Annotated in this window: 19 protein-coding genes and 1 tRNA gene; 10 read left to right on the plus strand and 10 right to left on the minus strand. The window is 65.9% G+C overall.

From position 1 onward, the window contains the following. Positions 1–4 precede the first annotated feature (4 nt). From dop to QM618_RS00130, 4 genes are read right to left on the minus strand one after another with little or no spacing between them, the layout of a single operon-like run. On the minus strand, positions 5–1,513 hold the full coding sequence (gene dop / locus QM618_RS00115) for a depupylase/deamidase Dop (protein WP_428093032.1): 1,509 nt from the start codon (positions 1,511–1,513) through the stop codon (positions 5–7). Then, positions 1,513–2,922, minus strand: a complete 1,410-nt coding sequence (arc, locus tag QM618_RS00120; protein WP_428093035.1) for a proteasome ATPase — start codon at positions 2,920–2,922, stop codon at positions 1,513–1,515. The genes dop and arc overlap by 1 nt, the downstream gene beginning before the upstream one ends. After that, entirely contained in the window at positions 2,919–3,914 is a 996-nt protein-coding gene (locus QM618_RS00125; protein ID WP_428093038.1) for a tRNA (adenine-N1)-methyltransferase, read from the minus strand. Before QM618_RS00125 ends, arc begins: the two co-directional genes overlap by 4 nt. A gap of 41 nt (positions 3,915–3,955) precedes the next feature. Then, positions 3,956–5,068, minus strand: a complete 1,113-nt coding sequence (locus QM618_RS00130; RefSeq protein WP_428093041.1) for a site-2 protease family protein — start codon at positions 5,066–5,068, stop codon at positions 3,956–3,958. 57 nt (positions 5,069–5,125) lie between these two features. On the opposite strand from QM618_RS00130, the gene QM618_RS00135 reads away from it, so the two are divergent. From QM618_RS00135 to QM618_RS00155, 5 genes are read left to right on the plus strand one after another with little or no spacing between them, the layout of a single operon-like run. Beyond that, entirely contained in the window at positions 5,126–5,959 is an 834-nt protein-coding gene (locus QM618_RS00135) for a RecB family exonuclease (protein WP_428093044.1), read from the plus strand. Positions 5,960–5,991: 32 nt separating this feature from the next. Continuing rightward, positions 5,992–6,246, plus strand: coding sequence for a type II toxin-antitoxin system Phd/YefM family antitoxin (locus QM618_RS00140; protein ID WP_428093047.1), 255 nt, complete (start codon positions 5,992–5,994; stop codon positions 6,244–6,246). Then, positions 6,243–6,635 carry a type II toxin-antitoxin system VapC family toxin gene (locus QM618_RS00145; protein ID WP_428093050.1) on the plus strand — a complete coding sequence of 131 codons (393 nt, stop codon included), beginning with the start codon at positions 6,243–6,245 and terminating at the stop codon, positions 6,633–6,635. The genes QM618_RS00140 and QM618_RS00145 overlap by 4 nt, the downstream gene beginning before the upstream one ends. Before the next feature lie 39 nt (positions 6,636–6,674). Continuing rightward, positions 6,675–7,766, plus strand: coding sequence for a Gfo/Idh/MocA family protein (locus tag QM618_RS00150; protein WP_428093055.1), 1,092 nt, complete (start codon positions 6,675–6,677; stop codon positions 7,764–7,766). After that, positions 7,763–8,719 carry an aldo/keto reductase gene (locus QM618_RS00155; RefSeq protein WP_428093058.1) on the plus strand — a complete coding sequence of 319 codons (957 nt, stop codon included), beginning with the start codon at positions 7,763–7,765 and terminating at the stop codon, positions 8,717–8,719. Before QM618_RS00150 ends, QM618_RS00155 begins: the two co-directional genes overlap by 4 nt. Positions 8,720–8,737: 18 nt before the next feature. Here QM618_RS00155 and QM618_RS00160 read toward each other — a convergent pair whose 3' ends face one another. Further along, positions 8,738–9,412: an HAD family hydrolase gene (locus QM618_RS00160; protein WP_428093061.1), complete on the minus strand. Its 675-nt coding sequence runs from the start codon at positions 9,410–9,412 to the stop codon at positions 8,738–8,740. A gap of 24 nt (positions 9,413–9,436) precedes the next feature. Here QM618_RS00160 and QM618_RS00165 point away from each other — a divergent pair, with 24 nt between their 5' ends. Together QM618_RS00165 and QM618_RS00170 are read left to right on the plus strand one after the other, a co-directional pair. After that, complete coding sequence (locus QM618_RS00165; RefSeq protein ID WP_428093065.1) at positions 9,437–10,216, plus strand: alpha/beta fold hydrolase; 780 nt, start codon at positions 9,437–9,439, stop codon at positions 10,214–10,216. 24 nt (positions 10,217–10,240) lie between these two features. Continuing rightward, positions 10,241–11,098 (plus strand): proteasome assembly chaperone family protein, encoded by an 858-nt coding sequence (locus QM618_RS00170; RefSeq protein ID WP_428093068.1) that lies wholly within the window; start codon positions 10,241–10,243, stop codon positions 11,096–11,098. Positions 11,099–11,297: 199 nt separating this feature from the next. On the opposite strand, the gene QM618_RS00175 is transcribed toward QM618_RS00170, so the two are convergent. After that, a complete protein-coding gene (locus tag QM618_RS00175; RefSeq protein ID WP_428093071.1) occupies positions 11,298–12,158 on the minus strand; it encodes an undecaprenyl-diphosphate phosphatase in 861 nt (286 codons plus the stop codon). Between the two features lie 66 nt (positions 12,159–12,224). On the opposite strand from QM618_RS00175, the gene QM618_RS00180 reads away from it, so the two are divergent. Further along, positions 12,225–13,187 (plus strand): aldo/keto reductase, encoded by a 963-nt coding sequence (locus tag QM618_RS00180; RefSeq protein ID WP_428093074.1) that lies wholly within the window; start codon positions 12,225–12,227, stop codon positions 13,185–13,187. Between the two features lie 52 nt (positions 13,188–13,239). On the opposite strand, the gene QM618_RS00185 is transcribed toward QM618_RS00180, so the two are convergent. Continuing rightward, positions 13,240–13,554, minus strand: a complete 315-nt coding sequence (locus QM618_RS00185; protein ID WP_428093077.1) for a primosomal protein — start codon at positions 13,552–13,554, stop codon at positions 13,240–13,242. Positions 13,555–13,596: 42 nt separating this feature from the next. On the opposite strand from QM618_RS00185, the gene QM618_RS00190 reads away from it, so the two are divergent. Continuing rightward, positions 13,597–13,851, plus strand: a complete 255-nt coding sequence (locus QM618_RS00190; RefSeq protein ID WP_428093080.1) for a DUF5703 family protein — start codon at positions 13,597–13,599, stop codon at positions 13,849–13,851. A gap of 13 nt (positions 13,852–13,864) precedes the next feature. Here QM618_RS00190 and QM618_RS00195 read toward each other — a convergent pair whose 3' ends face one another. From QM618_RS00195 to QM618_RS00205, 3 genes are all read right to left on the minus strand, one after another. Further along, entirely contained in the window at positions 13,865–15,163 is a 1,299-nt protein-coding gene (locus QM618_RS00195) for a M20/M25/M40 family metallo-hydrolase (protein WP_428093084.1), read from the minus strand. Positions 15,164–15,185: 22 nt separating this feature from the next. Next, positions 15,186–16,589 carry an ArnT family glycosyltransferase gene (locus tag QM618_RS00200; protein WP_428093088.1) on the minus strand — a complete coding sequence of 468 codons (1,404 nt, stop codon included), beginning with the start codon at positions 16,587–16,589 and terminating at the stop codon, positions 15,186–15,188. Positions 16,590–16,671: 82 nt separating this feature from the next. Next, a tRNA-Leu gene (locus tag QM618_RS00205) sits at positions 16,672–16,755 on the minus strand. 380 nt (positions 16,756–17,135) lie between these two features. Between QM618_RS00205 and QM618_RS00210 the strand changes: the two genes are divergently transcribed. Further along, positions 17,136–17,912 (plus strand): hypothetical protein, encoded by a 777-nt coding sequence (locus QM618_RS00210; protein ID WP_428093091.1) that lies wholly within the window; start codon positions 17,136–17,138, stop codon positions 17,910–17,912. The last annotated feature ends 3 nt before the right edge of the window (positions 17,913–17,915 follow it).

The following is a 17,915-nucleotide window of genomic DNA, read 5'->3' on the forward strand; positions in this document are numbered from 1 at the left end:
CACTCTACCCGCGCACCAAGGCGTCAATGAGGGGGTGCGTGCCCGACGCTGGCTCGTCCAGGTGCACCACTTCCAGTTGGCCGTGGTCGGCATCCCGGTCAAGCACGATGGTTGACCACCCTGCGGCATCAACGATGTCTGGGCGCGCGGCGATGATGGCTCCCCTGAGACGGGCCCTGGTGTCCGCTGGCGCCTGCGTCATGGCGCGCGCCACCTCGTCGTCGGTCGCGAGCCTGTCCACCTGGCCCGCGGCCGCAAGGCGAGCGGAAAGGCCCGTGCCCAGCTGACTCCACACGATGTCGCTGGCCGCGATACGGGGGTCGTCCCACGGCGCGTCCTTGCCGTCAGCTCCGTACTTGGTGCGCATGCGGCCAAGGAGTTGGAGCTTGGCTACCCACTCCACCTCGCGCGCCGTTTCAAAGATGTCGCGCCCCAAGCGCTCGAGGAGCGAATCCCACCGCGCCACCACCTGCGCATCCACCGCATCCGCGACGTAGTCGCGCGCTATCTCAAGCAGCGCCCGCTGAAGCTGCAGCGCGGTCGCAACCGTGCCGTCGGCCAACTGCAATGTCTCCCTCAGCGCAAGGTCACGCGACACGCGCTGCACGTCGCCAACGGGCTCGGCGAGCACGAGCGCGTCAAGCCGCTCGTCACCCGCCTCGATAGCGGCCAGTACCAGCGATGTTGTGCCGAGCTTCATGAAGGTGGCGACGTCGAAGGTGGTCGCATCGCCGATGATGATGTGGAGGCGCCGCCAGTGCTTGCGGTCCGCGTGGGGCTCGTCACGGGAGTTGACGATGGGGCGCCTCAGCGTGGTTTCGAGACCAACCTCGGCCTCCATGTAGTCCGCACGCTGGGAGATCTGGAAGCCCGCGACTTCGCCGCGCATGCCCACGCCAACGCGGCCGGCGCCCGTGTAGACCTGGCGCGTCACGAGGTGCGGCGTGAGGCGGCGCGCAAGAATCTCAAAGTCCACGTCCCGGCGAATCAGGAAGTTCTCGTGGGTGCCGTAACTGGCGCCCTTGCCGTCCACGTTGTTCTTGAACAGGCTCACCTGCGTGCCCTCTGCCGCCGCGTACGCCGCGGCCGCCTCAAGCGCGATCGCATCCCCCGCGCGGTCCCACACCACCGCATCGCGCGCGTTGGTGACCTCGGGGCCGCTGTACTCGGGGTGCGCGTGGTCGACATAAAAGCGCGACCCATTCGTGAGTACCGCGTTGAGATGGGCAGGGTCTTCCCAACTGCCGCGGCGGCGGCGCAACGTCACGGCACCGTGTTCGGCGTTGAACTCATGCGCGTCCGTGAGCAGCTCCGGGATCACGTGCGTGCGTGGAATGCGCTGGCCGCGCTGGTCCATAAGCGGGTCCTCGCCGCCGTAGTCCCACCGCGTGGTCCGCTCCCCCGCCCACGCGCGGCAGCCGCTCACGAGCAGCGACGACAGCAGGATGGGATTGGCGCGCGGATCCGCAGGATCAGTAATGCCGTACTCGGTCTCGAGGCCGACAATCCGCATCAGTTGCCGCCCAGGTTCTTCGCCGCCACCGCGCGCGCCTCCGCAAGCTCCTGATCCGCAGCCCATTCGAGGTGCTCCGACGTGATGCCGCGCGGCCCGCCCGCGACGGTGGTCTTGATCGCGGCGGTCTTGGCACGGTCAACGACGTTGCGCACGAGCGCGCCGGAGACGAAGTGCTTGGCGTCAGGGTGGGAGAAGATGCGGGTCACTGCGGCGTCGATCATCGCCCGGACCGTCGCGTCCTTGTCCTCGCCGTGCACCTGGAACTCACGGTCGTTGAGCGGCAGATCCGGGGTGAGGTAGATCGCGAAGATGTCGGCGGCGCCCTCAGGGTCCGGCCGCTGCACCTCGATCTTCACGTCGAGGCGGCCAGGGCGCAGGATTGCGGGGTCGATCATGTCTTCGCGGTTCGAGGCGCCGATCACGATGACGTTGCCGAGTGCCTCCACACCGTCAAGTTCCGTGAGCAGCTGCGGAACGATCGTGGTCTCCATGTCTGAGGACACACCTGAACCGCGAGCGCGGAACAGCGCCTCCATCTCGTCGAAGAAGACCACCACGGGGGCGCCGCTGTGCGCCTTCGCGCGGGCGCGCTCAAAGATGGTGCGGATGTATCGCTCCGTCTCGCCAACGTACTTGTTGAGCAGTTCCGGGCCCTTGACGGACAGGAAGTACGAGCGATCAGCACCGGCGGCCTCGGCGAGCGAGTGTGCCACGGCCTTTGCGATCAGCGTCTTTCCGCAGCCAGGGGGGCCATACAGCAGCAACCCGCGCGGGGGACGCAGGTTGTGTTCCTTGTACAACTCCGGGTGGCTGAGCGGCAGCTCTATCGCGTCACGGATGCGCTCGATCTGCGGGGTGAGGCCACCGATGGACTTGTAGTCCACGTCCGGCACCTCTTCAAGCAGCAGCGCCTCCACACCAGTGCGCTCCACCCGCTCGCTCGCGAGGCCCGTTCGCGGATCGATGATCACGGTGTCGCCCTCGTGAAGCTTCGCGTGCGCGTTGCCGCCGATGAGCTCCACAACCCGCTCGTCCTCGCCTCGCGCCACCACCAGCACGCGAGTGTCGTCGATGACCTCGCGCACGATGGCGGCTTGGCCAACGCGGTCGGGATCCGCAACGTCAACGATGACGCTCATGGCGTTGAGCAGCACCTCGTCGCCAACCTGCGGCCGCTTCTCAAGCGTGGGGAGCACCGCGACGCGCATGCGGCGCCCGTTTGCCACGACGTCCGCGTGCTTGCCGGCCCACGCCACGAAGGTCGCGAAGGTCTGCGGAGGGGCCGACGCTTCGGCGAGCTTCTCCTTCATCTCACCCAGTTGGTCGCGCGCCAGGGTGAGGAGGCGCTGGAGCTCCGAGTTGCGCGCCTCCAGCGACGCGACCCTGCTGTCGTTCTCCACGCTCATGCCTGCTCTCCGTCCTCTTCCATCACGTCCCTCTGCTCACTAACATCCCGCCGCACCTTGCGTATCTTCCGCTCGCTGATTGCCCGCTCGCCAAGGTCCTCTGGCGTCCACTCTTCGTCGGTTGGGTAGGCGCCCTTGGCGGGCCGACGGTGGCGCAAGGGGGCCTCTACGCCTGGGGCCATTCTCCTCGCCGTGATGAGGAAACCGGTGTGGCCCTGCATGCGGTGGTCTGGGCGCACCGCCAGGCCCTCGAGGTGCCAGGTGCGAAGCATCGTCTCCCACGCGCGCGGCTCGGTGAACTCACCGTGCTCTCGCAGGCCCTCGGCGACCCTCGACAACTGAGTGGTAGTCGCGACGTAGGCGAGGAAGACGCCGCCCGCGGCCAGAGCGTCGGCCGCCGCGTCGATGTTCTCCCACGGGGCGAGCATGTCGAGCACAATGCGATCGACGCTGTGCAAACCCAGCTCTGCCACACGATCCGCGAAGTCGCCGATCTGCAGTGTCCAGGCGGGGTGCGCGCCACCAAAGTGGTGCTCGACGTTGGCGCGCGCGATGTCCGCGAAGTCTTCGCGGCGCTCGATTGACACGAGGCGCCCACCGTCGCCAACCGCGCGCAGCAGCGACATCGTGAGCGCCCCGGAGCCCACGCCTGCCTCGACGACGGTTGCCCCGGGAAAGATGTCCGCCATCTGGATAATCTGCCCGGCGTCCTTGGGGTAGATCACTGCTGCCCCGCGCGGCATTGACATCACGAAGTCGTTCAGAAGCGGACGGAAGGCCTGGTAGACGGTCCCGTTCGTCGACGTGACCACGGAGCCATCGGGTTGGCCGATGAGGTCGTCGTGCTTGAGAGAGCCACGGTGCGTGTGAAAAGTCTCTCCCGCCTTAAGCAAGACGGTGTGATAGCGACCCTTGGCGTCCGTGAGCTGGACGCGGTCACCGTCACGCAACGGTCCGCGGCGCGCGTCGGCGCCCGTGGGGCTTGTGGTCATAGCGCTCAAGTCTATTGCGAGCACGTGGGGCCACTTCGCGGCTACTGGAGCGCGTCGACCACGTCCTGCAACTCCACCACACCCACCACCGTGCCTTCGTCGGCGACGACCCAGGACTCCGTCTTGCCGTACCACTCGCGAAGGGAAGCGATGAGCTCGTCTCCTTCCAGCGTCGGGGCTACTACGGCACCCCGAAGAATGGGGACGCTCACGGAAATCAAGCCCTCGTGGGGCCGCTGCTCCTCTGGCACCCGATTCATGGTGCGAACGCTCGCAAGCGCCGCCGGCTGGCCGTCCGCGGACAGCACCACCGCGTCGAGGGCACCGGCGTGGCGTGCACTATCCAGTGCCTCGGCGACCGAAACCGTGTAGGAAACCCCTACGGAGCGACGCATAAGCGCTCCGATGCTTGCAGTTTGACGTCGCTCCACCGTGCCCACCGCTCTGATGGCGGCGCTCGCCGAGGGCCAAATGACTGTGAAGATGAGGAACGCGAAGGCCACATTGATGAGCGAAATGCGCTCGCCTTGCGTGAGCGGATAGCCGATCATCGCGACCACCACCACAATGGCGATGGCGCGGCCGAACCAGCCAGCGACGCGAGTGGCCTTGAGTCGATCCCCCGTGCCCGCCCACACGGCCGCTTGCAAGACCTTGCCGCCGTCCATAGGAATACCAGGCAGGACGTTGAAGACGGCGAGGAGAACGTTCGCAAACGCGAGCCAACGTATCACCGCCTCGACAAGGCCGGACGTGACGCCGGTTTGCAGGACTCCCCACGAAGCGAGCGCGATTCCACTGTTCGCGAGCGGGCCAGCAAGGGCCGTGACACCCACCACCTTGGGGGTGATGGCGCGCGCATCGAAACTCGTGACGCCTCCCCACAGCGTGAGCATGATGGTTTCGACCTTGCGACCAAAGCTCCAGGCCGCGATCGCGTGTGCAAGTTCGTGGATGAACACCGACACGAAGAGCAGCACCGCGAGCAGCATTCCTAACGAGAACGCGTGCGGCGTGATCTGGCCGTCCGCAGACGACGAGTAGATGAACGCAAGGATCACGAGCATGAGCAGCGTCGAGGGCTGCACGACGATCTGGGCGCCCTTGATCGAGCCCAGCCTTATCCCCCGCACCTGGGGCCGGGCGCTCGTCATGTGGATAACCGTAACCGCTGGCGGGTCCGTGTCGGCCCAGGCTCCTATGGTTGCCCCATGAGCGAACGCGCCCCTGCCCTGTCCCCCTCGCGGGCCGGCGACTTCACGCAATGCCCGCTGCTGTACCGGTATCGCGCGATCGACCGGTTGCCAGAGCCGCCGTCGGCCGCGGCAACGCTCGGCACCTTGGTGCACGCGGTGCTCGAGGATCTCTTTGCACTCCCCGCCGAGCGGCGTACGGAGGCGGCCGCCGTCGAGATGCTCGTGCCCCGGTGGGATCGGATGGTTGAGGAGCGCCCTGAGTACGGTTCCCTGCACCCGTCCGACGCTGCGGAGGCTCAGTGGTTGGGCGACGCGAGGGAACGCTTGCGTACGTACTTTGAGCTGGAGAACCCCTCACGGATTGAGCCCGATGGGCGCGAGCTGCTTGTCGAGACGCAGCTTGAAGACGGACCGTTGCTGCGCGGGATCATCGACCGGCTCGATGTCGCTGCCGACGGATCCATCCGCATCGTGGACTACAAGTCCGGGCGCTCGCCTGCACCTGGGTATGGGCAGAAGGAGCGCTTCCAGATGCGCTTCTATTCGCTTGTCGTGGAGCGGTTGCGTGACCGGCGGCCTGCGCTTGCGCGGTTACTGTTCCTGCGTGATGGGGTCCACGTGGACCTGAGGCCGTCAGACGAGGACATGGCCGCCGTGGAGCACGAGATCCGCGAGGTGTGGCGGTCCATCACCACCGCCGCCGAGCGCGGCCAGTTCCGGCCAAAGAAGTCCAAGCTGTGCGGGTGGTGCTCGTTCCAGGCGCTGTGTCCCGAGTTTGGAGGCACTGTGCCGCCGCTCGATCCGGACAAGGTCGAGGCGGGTGTTGGGGTGCGTCCTCGCGGAATGTAGACATTCGTAGACAATTTTCCTACCGTTGAAGGATGAGGAGCATCAGCGTGGGGGAACTTCGACAGAACCCAACCGAGGCGCTCGCGGCCGTTGAGGCCGGCGAGTCTGTGGTTGTGACGCGGCATCGGCGGCCCATCGCGAAACTGGTGCCGGTTGACCGAACTCCGCTGACGCTCATCCCCGCCCGCAACCCGAATGGCCCGCGCCTCTCCGATCGCCCCAACATGCCGCGCCGCACGTACGAGGAGACCGAGGCTCTCTTGGCGGAGATGAAGGAAGACCGGTGACCCGCTACTACCTCGACACATCGGTGGCTGTACATGCACTGGACGGGCATCCGCGAGCAACTGAATGGTTCGATCAAGCGATCGGCGAATCCGACGTTGTCTCTTCTCGCTTGCTGCAGACCGAACTGACGCGTTTTCTGCGGCGAGTGGCTCTCCCGATCAACATGCGGGATGCGCTCCTCGACAAGGTCACGATGGCGGTACTCGACGAAGCCACGATGTCGAGCGCCGAAGCGAATACCGAACACGCAAAGACACTGGACGCGATTCACCTTGCGACCGCGGTCGCGTTGGGCAGCGACACGGTCATTGTCAGTCATGACGCAAACGTGCTGCGTCTCGCCGCAGAGTTGGGACTCCGGACGCTGGATCCGGTCACGCAGTCCTAGCGCGCGGGCCACGGCACCGCTTCGTGACAGAGTGGCCTCATGAGTGCAACGACGCCCCTCAGCTACCTCATCGTCGGCTACGGCTGGCGCGCCCCCTTCTTCCTTAAGCCCGCACGCGAGTTCCCTGGCACCTTCCGCGTTGCCGGAGTTGTCGCCAGGCGCGAGGAAGCGCGCGCGGACGCGACCTCCCGCTGGGGTGTGCCAACCTTCGCCACTCTTGACGAGGCCCTCGCCGCAGAGAAGCCGGACTTCGTGATTGTCTCGGTGAGCTGGGATGCCGCCCCGGACTTTGTCCGTGACCTCGTCGCGCGCGGCATTCCCACGCTGTGCGAAACGCCGCCCGCCCCAACCCAAGCGGAACTGGAACGTCTGTGGTCGGACGTGGGAGCGTCGGGCCTTGTGCAGGTTGCCGAGCAGTACCCGCTGTATCCGGGGCACCTCGCGCGCAAGGCGGTCATTGACTCGGGCGCGATCGGCGTGGTCAACGAGGCCGAAGTCTCGAGCACGCACATGTATCACGCGATGGGGATCATCCGGCAGATGCTTGGCGTGGGCTTCGAGGGCGCGGAGATTCGCGCTATCGCGGACACTCACGACCTCGCAACTCCCATGACGCACGCGGGCTGGGCGGAAGATGCGACGCCGTCGCCGGCGAAGACGGTTCGCGCCCTCATCCGCTTCGAGGGCGGCAAGGTCGCCACCTATGACTTCACCGACAACCAGTGGTGGAACCCGCTGCGACAAGACCGCATTGCTCTGCGCGGCTCACTCGGCGAGATCGTGGACCTTCGCGTCACCCAACTCACCGCGCCGCGCACATTCATCACATCGCACCTGGTACGGCGGCATACCGGGATAGAGCTCAACCTCGAAGGCAATGACCTTGACCACATTTCTTGGGGCTCGCACGTGGTGTACGACAACGCCTGGCAAGGAGCGCGGTTCTCCGACGACGAGGTTGCGGTGTCCACGCTCCTTGGCAAGGTGGGCGCCTGGGCACGGTCCGACGCTCCCCCGCCTTACGCTCTCGCGGAAGGTTCGCAAGACTGGGCGTTGGCACTCGGGGTGGAGGCTGCGGCCGAGTCGGGCGAAACTGTCACCATTTCCCGCCAACCCTGGAGCAACGCATGAGCGCACCCTCCGCCTTTGATCGCCGCCCCCTTGGCGCGACCAGCCTCGAGGTCACGGCCGTGTGCATCGGCGGCGGCCCGCTCGGCTCGATGCCAGGCGCGTTTGACTACGAGACCCCCAGCGCGCGGGGAGTTGCTACCGCTGTTGCCGCTCTCACCAGTGACTTTGGCTTCTTGGACACCTCCGCGGCGTACAACAACGGTGAGTCCGAGCGCCGCATCGGCGAGGCCCTGCGCGAAGTGGGTGGGCTTCCTTCGTCCATCGTGCTCGCCACCAAGGTTGACCCGGACTTCGAGACGGGACAGTTTGACGGAGCCGCGGTGCGGCGGTCTCTTGAGGGCTCGCTCGAGCGTCTAGGGGTCGACCGCGTGGATCTGTTGCATTTCCACGATCCTGAGCGCATCTCGTTCGCGGACGCGATGGCGCCGGATGGCGCGGTGGCGGAACTAGCGCGCATCCGCGATGAGGGCCTCGCCAGGCACCTTGGGGTTGCGGGCGGCCCCGCCTCGCTCATGGCTCGGTATCTGTACACCGGGGTGTTCGAAGTCCTGCTCACCCACAACCGCTGGACGCTCGCGGATCGCAGCGCGGACGCGGTCATCAGCCAAGCGCACGAGGCCGGGTACGGCGTGATCAACGGAGCGCCGTTTGGCGGTGGCGTGCTCGCGCGTGGCTGGGAGGCAGTCCAGAAGTATTGCTATGGACCGGCGAGCGCTGAAACCGAGCGCGCAATCAAGGCCGTGGAGTTGATTTGTGGCGAGGCGGGCGTTCCGTTGGGCGCCGCCGCTCTGCAGTTCTCCACCCGCGATGAGCGCATCGACTCGACCATCGTGGGCGTGTCCCGGCCAGAGCGGCTCGCCGAGATCGAGGCGTGGGCCTCGTGGGACATCCCCGGCGACGTGTGGGAGGCCCTTGAGGCAGCGTCGGGCAGGGACGCGGGGCTGGACAACTAAGCGAGACCCGGCGGCGGCCTAGGCGAGCTGGTCGATGACCTTGCCCGCCGCTATCTCCCGAATGTCCGCGACCGTGAGCCCCTCGAGCGACGCGACACGACTGAGTCCTGCCTGCGGCTCCACGGGAATGAGTCGCTGCACCCCCACCGTGCGCGCGGCTGAAGCGAGCGCGGACGCCACACCCGAGATGGAATCCTCGAACGCGACGCACTCGTGGATGTCAACGCCGAGGCGCGAGGCGGCAAGCAGGAAGGCCTCGGGATCTGGCTTTCCCTTCGCGACCTCGTCGCCTGTCACAACCACGGCGAACGCCTCCGGCACCCTGGCAAGCAACGCGTCGGCGAGCTGCTTGTACGACATCGTCACGAGTGCGCACGGAATCCCGGCGGCGAGCACGTCATTGAGCAGGTCGAACGCGTCCTGCTGCCACGGAGCCCGCTCGCGCACCTGCATCGTGACGCGGCCAATGAGGTGGTCGATGATGTCGTGGCTCTCCATGAGCACGCCGCGTTCGCGCAGGATGCCGGCCGAATACTCGAGCGAATTCCCCACCAGCGACAGCCCGTCCTGATGGGTCCATGGCACGCCAAACTTCGTGCACAACTCCGTCTCAGCGGCGATCCAGTACGGCTCCGAATCGATGAGTGTGCCATCCATGTCCCACAGCACCGCGGCAGGAAGGTTCGCGCCCATACTCAGCAAGTCTAGGCTGGCAGAGTGGCAGATACAGACCTCGTGGTGCACCACCACGGCACTCCCGGCGCACCGCGCGTCATCCTCTTGCACGGCCTCACGGACGCGGGTTCCAACTGGCCCGACCTCTTCGAGCACTGGGGTTCTCAGTGGGACATCTGGGCGGTAGACCTGCGCGGTCACGGAGATTCCCCGCGCTTCACCGCGGATCAGTTGCTGCGCGCCCCTGAGGTCATGCGCGAGGACGTCGCGCGCATCCTCGACGCCCAGTCGGCTCCCGTGGTGCTTGTTGGCCATTCGCTAGGAGGCCTCCTCGCGCTGTGGGGGGCTTTGGATAGGCCCGACGCTGTGCGCGCCTTGGTGGTCGAAGACCCCGCCCAGCCGGCGAAGGGACGCACTCCCAATCCCGAGTTCGTGAGGCCAAACGAGGAGTTCCTCGACGAAATGGCGGACCCGGATCGGTACGCGGCCAAGATGAAGGCGATGCGCCAAGAGACGCCCTGGACCGACGCCGAGATCGAGGCCTGGGGGCCCGCCAAACTACAGGTTGACCGCAACTACGTGCGCGAGGGCCTGTTCTTCGATGACGACGAGTGGGAGTCGCGGTTCGCCGCGTTGACCATGCCGACACTCGTGGTGATCCCACCGACGACACCGATGGCACCGGATATGGCACTGGTTCCCAACCCGCTCGTCGAGGTTGCGGTGATTCCTGAGTCTGGCCATTGCGTTCGCCGTGACCAGCCCGCTCGCTACTTCGCCGCGGTGGACACATTTCTTACGCGGGTGACGCGCGAGCGGTGACGGGTGCCGGTCTAGGCTGGCCTGATGGAGTTTGACCCGGACAACGTGCCTATCCCGGCGGACGAGACGCTCGTTATTGCCGCGTTCGAGGGCTGGAACGACGCAGGTAACGCGGCCTCTGCCGCGGTTGACCACCTCATTCGGGTGTTGCGCGCCAAGGAGCACGCGACGCTTGATCCCGAGGATTACCACGATTTCCAGGTCAATCGCCCCATCGCGTCTCGCGACGAGCACGGCGAGCGAGTCATCAGCTGGCCCGGAACCGTCATTTACACGGCCACCTGGAAGGGCGACAAGACCCGCAAGATCATCCTGATCCGGGGCATCGAACCGTCCATGCGCTGGCGACAGTTCAGCGCCGAGGTGCTGGACTACGTGCGCAAGCTCGGCGGCACCACGCTGCTCACCCTGGGTGCCCTCCTGGTGGATTCTCCCCACACGCGCCCGCTACCGGTGTACCTGACCTCCGAGGACGCGGGTGCTCGCGAGCGGCTGGACCTTGAGCGCTCCGACTACGACGGCCCCACCGGAATTGTTGGAGTCATTGGCCACGACGCGCAGCACCGCGGCCTCACTACGTACTCGCTGTGGGTGGGCATCCCCCACTACATCGCGCACCCGCCAAGCCCCATGGGCACCGTGCAGTTGCTGGGCCAGGTGGAACTGCTCGTGCGCGAGGAGCTCGAGTACGCGGGGCTCGCTGACGACGCTGAGGCGTGGGAGAACGGCGCCGACGAACTCATGGAAGAGGACGAGGAGATCGCCGCCCACGTGGCGCAACTCGAGTCCATGGTGGACGAGGCCGCTCTTCCTGAAGCGTCCGGCGACGCGATCGCCGCGGAGTTCGAGAAGTACCTGCGCCGCCGAGACTTCGGCAAGTAGACCACCCCCGCCCCGATCGCCCCTCCACACAACGCGATCGCCTCTCCACACAACGCGATCGCCTCTCCACACAAAACGTGACCTCGGCATGCCCGCAGAGAGTCCTCCGTGCTCAGACTCACCTGTCCCACGTGGGTCGTGTGTGGAGAGGATTTCGGCGTGTGTGGAGAGGTGATCGGCGTGTGTGGAGAGGTGATCGTTACGTGGCGGAGATGGTGCCCGTCACTAGCAGGGCAACGATCACGCCCGCGAACACCATGCGGTAGATCACGAACGGCATGAACGAGCGATGTGTGATGAGGCGCAGGAACCACACGATCACGCCGAACCCCACAAAGAACGCCACCACGGCCGCGATGAGCGTGGCCGTGAGCCCGGGCGCCCCTGGCTCTTGGAGCGAGTCCCACTCCGTCACAAGCTCAAAGACACCGGATCCCAACACGGCAGGAATCGCGAGCAGGAACGAGTAGCGAGCGGCCGCCTCACGGGTGAGCCCCAAGAACAGTCCACCGGAGATGGTGCCACCGGAGCGGGAAACACCAGGGATGAGCGCCATCGCCTGCCAAAATCCGAGCGCCGTCGCATCCTTAGCATTCAGTTCGGCGAGTTCTCGCTTCTTGGCGCCGACGCGGTCCGCCCAAGCAAGTACCAGGCCAAACACCACAAGCACCGCGGCTGTTAGGTACAGATTTCGGAACGCCGTCTCGATCACGTCCTTGAGCAGCACCCCAAGCACCACCACCGGAACGGAGCCGAGGATCACAAACCACCCCAACCGAGCGTCAGCGTTACGCGCGCCAAACCTGGCCCTAGCGTCGGGCCCATCGCGACCAACGAGCGCGCGCCACCACGACGACACGATGCGCACAATGTCTCGCCAGAAATACAGCAACACAGCTGCCTCTGTACCGATCTGAATGATCGCCGTGAACGCCGCGCCGGGGTCTGCGCCGTGCGGCAACAGTGCGCCAACCACACGAATGTGCGCAGACGACGAGATTGGCAGGAACTCTGTGAGCCCCTGAACCAGTCCAAGGACTACTGCCTCCCACCACTCCATGCGAGCAAGGCTAATGCCCGCGAGTCGCTCCCATGGCACCCCACGCCACCCGGTAGCGTCGCGTCCATGCAGGTGCGGCGCGTCGGTTCAACAGGCCTCGAGGTCTCGCACCTGGCGCTCGGCACGATGACATGGAGCCGCGACACGGACGCCGACGAGGCGGGCGAGCAACTGGATCTGTTCCTCGATGCCGGCGGCACTCTCATTGACACCGCTGCTTCGTATGCCGACGGCGGGGCTGAGTCCCTGCTCGGCGAACTGTTGGGCGCGTCGATAGCGCGCAAGGACGTGCAGATCGTGACCAAGGCAGGCATCCGCCGCACGGCGCAGGGCGGGGTGATCGACTCCTCGCGCGACACCTTGCTGGACACCTTGGACGCGTCACTGGAGCGGCTCGGCACCGACCACGTGGACCTGTTCCTCGTGCACGTCTTCGATCCCCAGACCCCACTAGAGGAGACGCTGCACGCGCTAGAGATCGCGGTTAACTCGGGTCGCACTCGGTACATAGGGGTCTCCAACTTCCCCGCGTGGGCAACGGCCGCGATCGCCGCCATGGCAACGGGACGCCCGGCACTCGCCGCCACAGAGGTTGAATACTCCCTGCTACAGCGCGGCATTGAGCGCGAGGTTGTGCCCGCAACGGACGCTCTTGGGCTGGGAATCCTTGCTTGGTCGCCGCTTGGCCGCGGAGTGCTCACCGCGAAGTATCGCGGCGCGATCCCTGCAGATTCGAGGGCCGCGAGCGATCACCTCGCCGGCTTCGTGGAGCCGTACCTGACAGACCGCGCGGGCGTGGTCGTGGACGCCGTAGCAACGGCGGCCGACGGCCTCGGTTTGAGTGCGCTCGAGGTGGCCCTTGGGTGGGTGCTCGCTCAAGAGCATGTGGCAAGCGCGATCGTCGGCGCCCGCACAGCTGCGCAACTCACCGCATCCCTCGCGGCAGCGGACAGCGAACTCCCCCACGCGATCGTCGAGGCACTCACCGAGGTCACTCAGCCTCACGTGGGCTACCCGGAGCGCCGCTAGTGCGCCGGCGCGCGGCCCGCCCTCAGGGTGGACTCGCGCGCGTGCAACGGAGTTACGACCTGAGGTCGAACTCCTCAAGGTCGTCATCCAACTCGTCGTCATCCTCGACGGCATGCGGATCGAGCTCTTGCGAGGCCTCCTCGAACTCCTCTTCCGTGAGCTCGTCGTCCTCGTCGAGGATCATTGGCAGCCCCTCAGCGAACTCCACGTCAAGGGCGTCCTCGTACCGCTCGAAGGCGTCCGCTAGCGCCTCATATGCGTCGTCCACCATCGCGTCTTCTGGGGACCGCCGGTTCTCGATCGCATCAAGGTGCGTCTCCAACGCCGCTGTCAGAAGCAGCAACGCCTCGCGTGCATTTGCGCTCATATCTATGACGGTACCTGCCACTACGCTGAAATGGGAGGGTTGATGGGAAACTCACTGCAGCCAAAAGGCCACGTCGTCTCCCCGGTGAGGGAGCGTCGGGCATCGTCGACGCGTTACGACTGGCGCGTCGTGGACATACCTGCGAGCGTTTCACGCGCGGACGCGAGGGCCATGCTCACCGAGCATGCCGAGTTTGGCGCGTGGGAGTTGGCGCGCAGCGTCATCTTCGTTGGGGGTGCCCGACGCGTGTGGTTGCGTAGGCGCACGATGCGCGTGGTGCGCACCGACGCGGCTTAGGGCGCGGCGGCTCTCAGCAGTCTTTGAGGAACGCCTCGAGTACACGGGTGCCGAAGGTGAGCGACTCCACGGGCACGCGCTCGTCGATGCCGTGGAACAGCTTGGAGAACTCGAGTTCCTGCGGGAGGCGAAGCGGCGCGAAGCCGTAGCCCGTGATGCCAATGCCAGCGAGGTGCTTGTTGTCCGTGCCGCCCATGAGGGAGTACGGAAGCACTACGGCCTCTGGATCGTCCAGCTGAATGGCCGCGATCATGCGGTCTACCAGGGTGGATTCGAAGGGCGCCTCGATGTAAGGCTCGGTAATGTACTGCTCCACCTTGACGTTGGTGCCCGCGAGTTCCTCGATCTTGCGAAGCACGAGCTCTTCTTGGCCCGCGAGGAAGCGCGTGTCGACGAAGCCGGTGGCGGTGTCCGGGATCACGTTGGTCTTGTAGCCCGCGTCCATCATCGTGGGGTTCGACGTGTTGCGGATAGATGCGTCCACCATTGCGCCGATCGATCCCAACTGGCCGATGATCGCTTGCAGGGTCGCCGGGTCCGTCGCGTAGTCAATCCCCAGAATTTCTGCCGTTCCGCGAAGAAGCCGCTCCACCGTCGGGCTGATCTCGATGGGCCACTGGTGCGTGCCGATGCGAGCAAGAGCGCCCGCCAGGTGCGTCACCGCATTGTCGTCGTGTACGAGCGAGCCGTGGCCCTGGCGGCCCGTGCCAACCAGGCGCAGCCACTGAATGCCCTTCTCGGCGGTCTGAATCAAGTACACACGCTTGTTCTGCACCTGGATGGAGAATCCACCCACCTCAGAAATCGCCTCCGACGCACCGTGGAAATCGTCCGGATGGTTCTGCGCCATCCACTTGGCGCCGCGCGCGCCGCCGTGCTCCTCGTCGGCGAAGAAGGCCAAGACAATGTCCCGCGCGGGCTTCTTGCCCTGCTTAATGAGGCGACCTGCGGCCGCGAGGTACATCGCGTCGATGCCCTTCATGTCTACGGCGCCGCGGCCCCAGATCATGCCGTCCTTGATCTCCGCGCCAAAGGGGTCAACCGACCAGTCCTCCTTGAATGCGGGCACCACATCGAGATGGCCGTGCACCACAAGCGGCGGGCGAGTGCGGTCCTCGCCCTCCCACAGTGCGGTGAGGCTCGCGCGCCCAGGCTCGCTTTCCCTGATGACGGGGTTCAGTCCCAGGTTGGACAGATAGGTGGCGACGTACTCGGCGACCTCACGCTCACCGGGGCCTTCGACGTCCCCATAGTTGGAGGAATCGATGCGGATGAGGTCTTGGGCAAGCTCGATGACGTCGGATTCAGACATGCCGCCAGGCTACCCGCGGTGCCTACATCGCCATGAACCCATTCGAGATGACGATGCCGAGCACCACGAGCCCGCCAAGCGCGAAGAAGTACACAATGCGGCGGTACCCGGCCTTCCACGCGGCAACGCACATACACGCGATCGCCCCTGGTATCAGTGCCAATCCGTAGCGCCCAGTGACATTGGGGAAGTACTGCGGGACGGCCGTGTTGAGGTACGCCTGCACCTGCACGATCGTGGGATAGATGAAGACTCCGGCGAGCACCATCCAGCCGAGCGAGCGGCGTGCGGGTTCCTTGGCGCACGCGACGATGACGGAGAAAACCGCGCCAATGATGATGATGTTGAGAAGCCGCGTCCAGGACACCATGAGCGCCACGTCAAGCGGCGGCTGCAGGTAGTACTCCGAGGCGAGATTGATGCCGCTGAAGGCGGTCTCGAGCCATTCGGAGCCTGGTAAACCCTCAACGTCCCTGGTATTCAGGCCAACGAGCGGATTGGTCCAGTACGGGTCTCCCCTACCGCCCTGGAAGAGCTGCCACAGGCCGTAAGGCACGAGCACAGCGCCTGCGATCGCGATCGGCACCACCAGATCCGCGCGGTGGAAGCGACGCACGCGCAGGTCCCGGACCAATCTGAAGAGGATCAGGAGCGCAATGGCGATGAACGGCACCGCGGTGATGGTCTTGGTGAGTCCCGCGAGTCCTGTGAGAACTGCGGGCAGCACCCAGCCGCGGTAGTCCTCGACGAAGATCTTGGCGGCAAGCCACACGGCGGCGGCGCCGAACAGCGCGGCGGCCGCGTCTGGGTTGACCGTGGTGACGGCATGGAGCTCTCGCGGGAAGGCGGGGAGCAACAGTGGCGCGATCACCGCCGCCGCGGGGTCAAGGCGCCAGCGGCGCAGCGCCACGTACAACATGAACATGCCGCCGGCGAGGAAGCCGACACCCATGAGACGCGCGGCCGTCACAAAGTCGACGCCTGGGAAGATCGCGTCCACTGCACGCGCAGGCAGTCCCACCACCGCGTAGTACAGCGGTGGGTGCGCAAAGTTGTAGTTCTGGCCGTCGTAGGGGAACGCCCACGCACCCTCGCCGGAGCCGCACTCTGGAAGTTCGTAGCCCTCTTGGCCCACGCACGCCCAGTGGTCAAGGATGGGCTGCGCAATGGCTGATCCGGCACGCGGCAACTGGAAATGCGCCACCTGCCAGGCATAATCCGCGTGAGTTGGCTCGTCGATGCGGCTCAGCGCCTTGCCGGGCCCAACCACGACGGGAATCACCACGGCCGCGGCCACAATCACGTAGAAGACGGCGATGACGATGCGCGAGCAAGGGGTGTCGTGGAACTTGGCGATCCACTCCTCGAGGCCATGAATCCACCTGGACGGCGCGAACCTGCTTGGTTCGGCAGTGGAGACGGACACGGGCTCTCCTTGGAGAAGTGCGCCCGGCGGCGACGCGGTGTTGATCCGACGTGCGCGTCGCGGCGATATGCCGCGTGCGTCGTGTCCGGAGGGGGACTTGAACCCCCACGCCCGCTAAGGGCACTAGCACCTCAAGCTAGCGCGTCTGCCATTCCGCCACCCGGACGAGGTGAACCAGGGCTGGGAGGCCCTAGCGCGAAGAAAAGGGTAGCACGGGCGAGGGTGCCCTCAGAGCCAGCCCGGACACCGTCTCCTCCCGAATGCCCCTCCACACACGGCGAATGCCCTTCCACACAAAACTCCTCTCCTCTCGCGGCCACTCACAGAAACACCTGGTAGACGACGTGCCACTTTCGAGTCACGCCCTCGTTGTGTGGAGGGGCATCCGGGTTGTGTGGAGGGGCATACGCGCGGGTTGCCTCAACAGGCCCGACGCTGCGGCTCCCAAAGCGCGGGACCCAAGTCCCCCGTTGGGCAGCTTGGGCATTACTAGCGTCTCTAGAGGTCCCCCTGACCCGCGACATCGATGTCGACCCGGAGCATCCCATGCCAACGCATCTGTACCTTTCGCTGATCCCGGAGGCCCTCATCGCCTCCATGCTCGAGCCCGAGGATTTTGGGCTCTACTACGCCATTGGCTCCGCCAAGCGATCGCGTGGGCAGGCAGTTTTCTTCTCCCTTGACCGCGACAAGCTGCCGCCCGCGTCCTTCCCCCTCGCCGAGATCGACGCGAAGTGCGTTCCGCACCCTGACGGCCGGCCAAAGACCTCGGTCTACGCCTCCATTTATCGCGTCCTAGAGCGCGTTCCCCGCGAGGCACTCAAGGCGCTGCACTTGGCCACCGACGACGGCCGCGTGCTCACGATCGAGGCGAGCGAGTTCGTTGCGGACGGCGAGGATCGCACCCACCTTTACCAGGAGTTCTGCCCCGTGGGGCCGCGCGTGGTCTCGCGCCTGAACCCAGCGGAGTTCGCGACCTTCATCACCGACGCCACCCAGCCCATTCACGTGCCGCGCATCGTGTTCGCGGAGCTCACCCTTGGAAATCTCAAGAACGATCCGGATCACCAGGACATCGACAACCTGCCGTACCCCAACATCGGGCACCTGAGAGATTGCCTTCGCGAGCTCAACGCGGGCGGCTCCCCCACCAAAACGGTGCTGCGTCAGATGACCGGCGAGGTGCTGTTCCGCACCATCCGCAACGGCTTCTTCGTGGGCGATACCTCCGGAATCTCCGCCTTCTACCTGCCCACCCGCGACGAGCTCGAGCGCGAGCACCTCGCCTGGTGGCGCTCCGCCCAGTCGACTTTCGGCCACTAAGAA

This window comes from Demequina sp., assembly GCF_049841215.1.
Classification (GTDB): Bacteria; Actinomycetota; Actinomycetes; order Actinomycetales; family Demequinaceae; genus Demequina.

Bases quoted from the DNA above. Each gene is read 5' to 3' on its own strand.
- dop (WP_428093032.1), bottom strand. From the start codon at position 1,513: ATGCGGATTGTCGGCCTCGAGACCGAGTACGGCATTACTGATCCTGCG.
- arc (WP_428093035.1), bottom strand. From the start codon at position 2,922: ATGAGCGTGGAGAACGACAGCAGGGTCGCGTCGCTGGAGGCGCGCAAC.
- QM618_RS00125 (WP_428093038.1), bottom strand. From the start codon at position 3,914: ATGACCACAAGCCCCACGGGCGCCGACGCGCGCCGCGGACCGTTGCGT.
- QM618_RS00130 (WP_428093041.1), bottom strand. From the start codon at position 5,068: ATGACGAGCGCCCGGCCCCAGGTGCGGGGGATAAGGCTGGGCTCGATC.
- QM618_RS00135 (WP_428093044.1), top strand. From the start codon at position 5,126: ATGAGCGAACGCGCCCCTGCCCTGTCCCCCTCGCGGGCCGGCGACTTC.
- QM618_RS00140 (WP_428093047.1), top strand. From the start codon at position 5,992: ATGAGGAGCATCAGCGTGGGGGAACTTCGACAGAACCCAACCGAGGCG.
- QM618_RS00150 (WP_428093055.1), top strand. From the start codon at position 6,675: ATGAGTGCAACGACGCCCCTCAGCTACCTCATCGTCGGCTACGGCTGG.
- QM618_RS00155 (WP_428093058.1), top strand. From the start codon at position 7,763: ATGAGCGCACCCTCCGCCTTTGATCGCCGCCCCCTTGGCGCGACCAGC.
- QM618_RS00160 (WP_428093061.1), bottom strand. From the start codon at position 9,412: ATGGGCGCGAACCTTCCTGCCGCGGTGCTGTGGGACATGGATGGCACA.
- QM618_RS00170 (WP_428093068.1), top strand. From the start codon at position 10,241: ATGGAGTTTGACCCGGACAACGTGCCTATCCCGGCGGACGAGACGCTC.
- QM618_RS00175 (WP_428093071.1), bottom strand. From the start codon at position 12,158: ATGGAGTGGTGGGAGGCAGTAGTCCTTGGACTGGTTCAGGGGCTCACA.
- QM618_RS00180 (WP_428093074.1), top strand. From the start codon at position 12,225: ATGCAGGTGCGGCGCGTCGGTTCAACAGGCCTCGAGGTCTCGCACCTG.
- QM618_RS00185 (WP_428093077.1), bottom strand. From the start codon at position 13,554: ATGAGCGCAAATGCACGCGAGGCGTTGCTGCTTCTGACAGCGGCGTTG.
- QM618_RS00190 (WP_428093080.1), top strand. From the start codon at position 13,597: ATGGGAAACTCACTGCAGCCAAAAGGCCACGTCGTCTCCCCGGTGAGG.
- QM618_RS00195 (WP_428093084.1), bottom strand. From the start codon at position 15,163: ATGTCTGAATCCGACGTCATCGAGCTTGCCCAAGACCTCATCCGCATC.
- QM618_RS00210 (WP_428093091.1), top strand. From the start codon at position 17,136: ATGCCAACGCATCTGTACCTTTCGCTGATCCCGGAGGCCCTCATCGCC.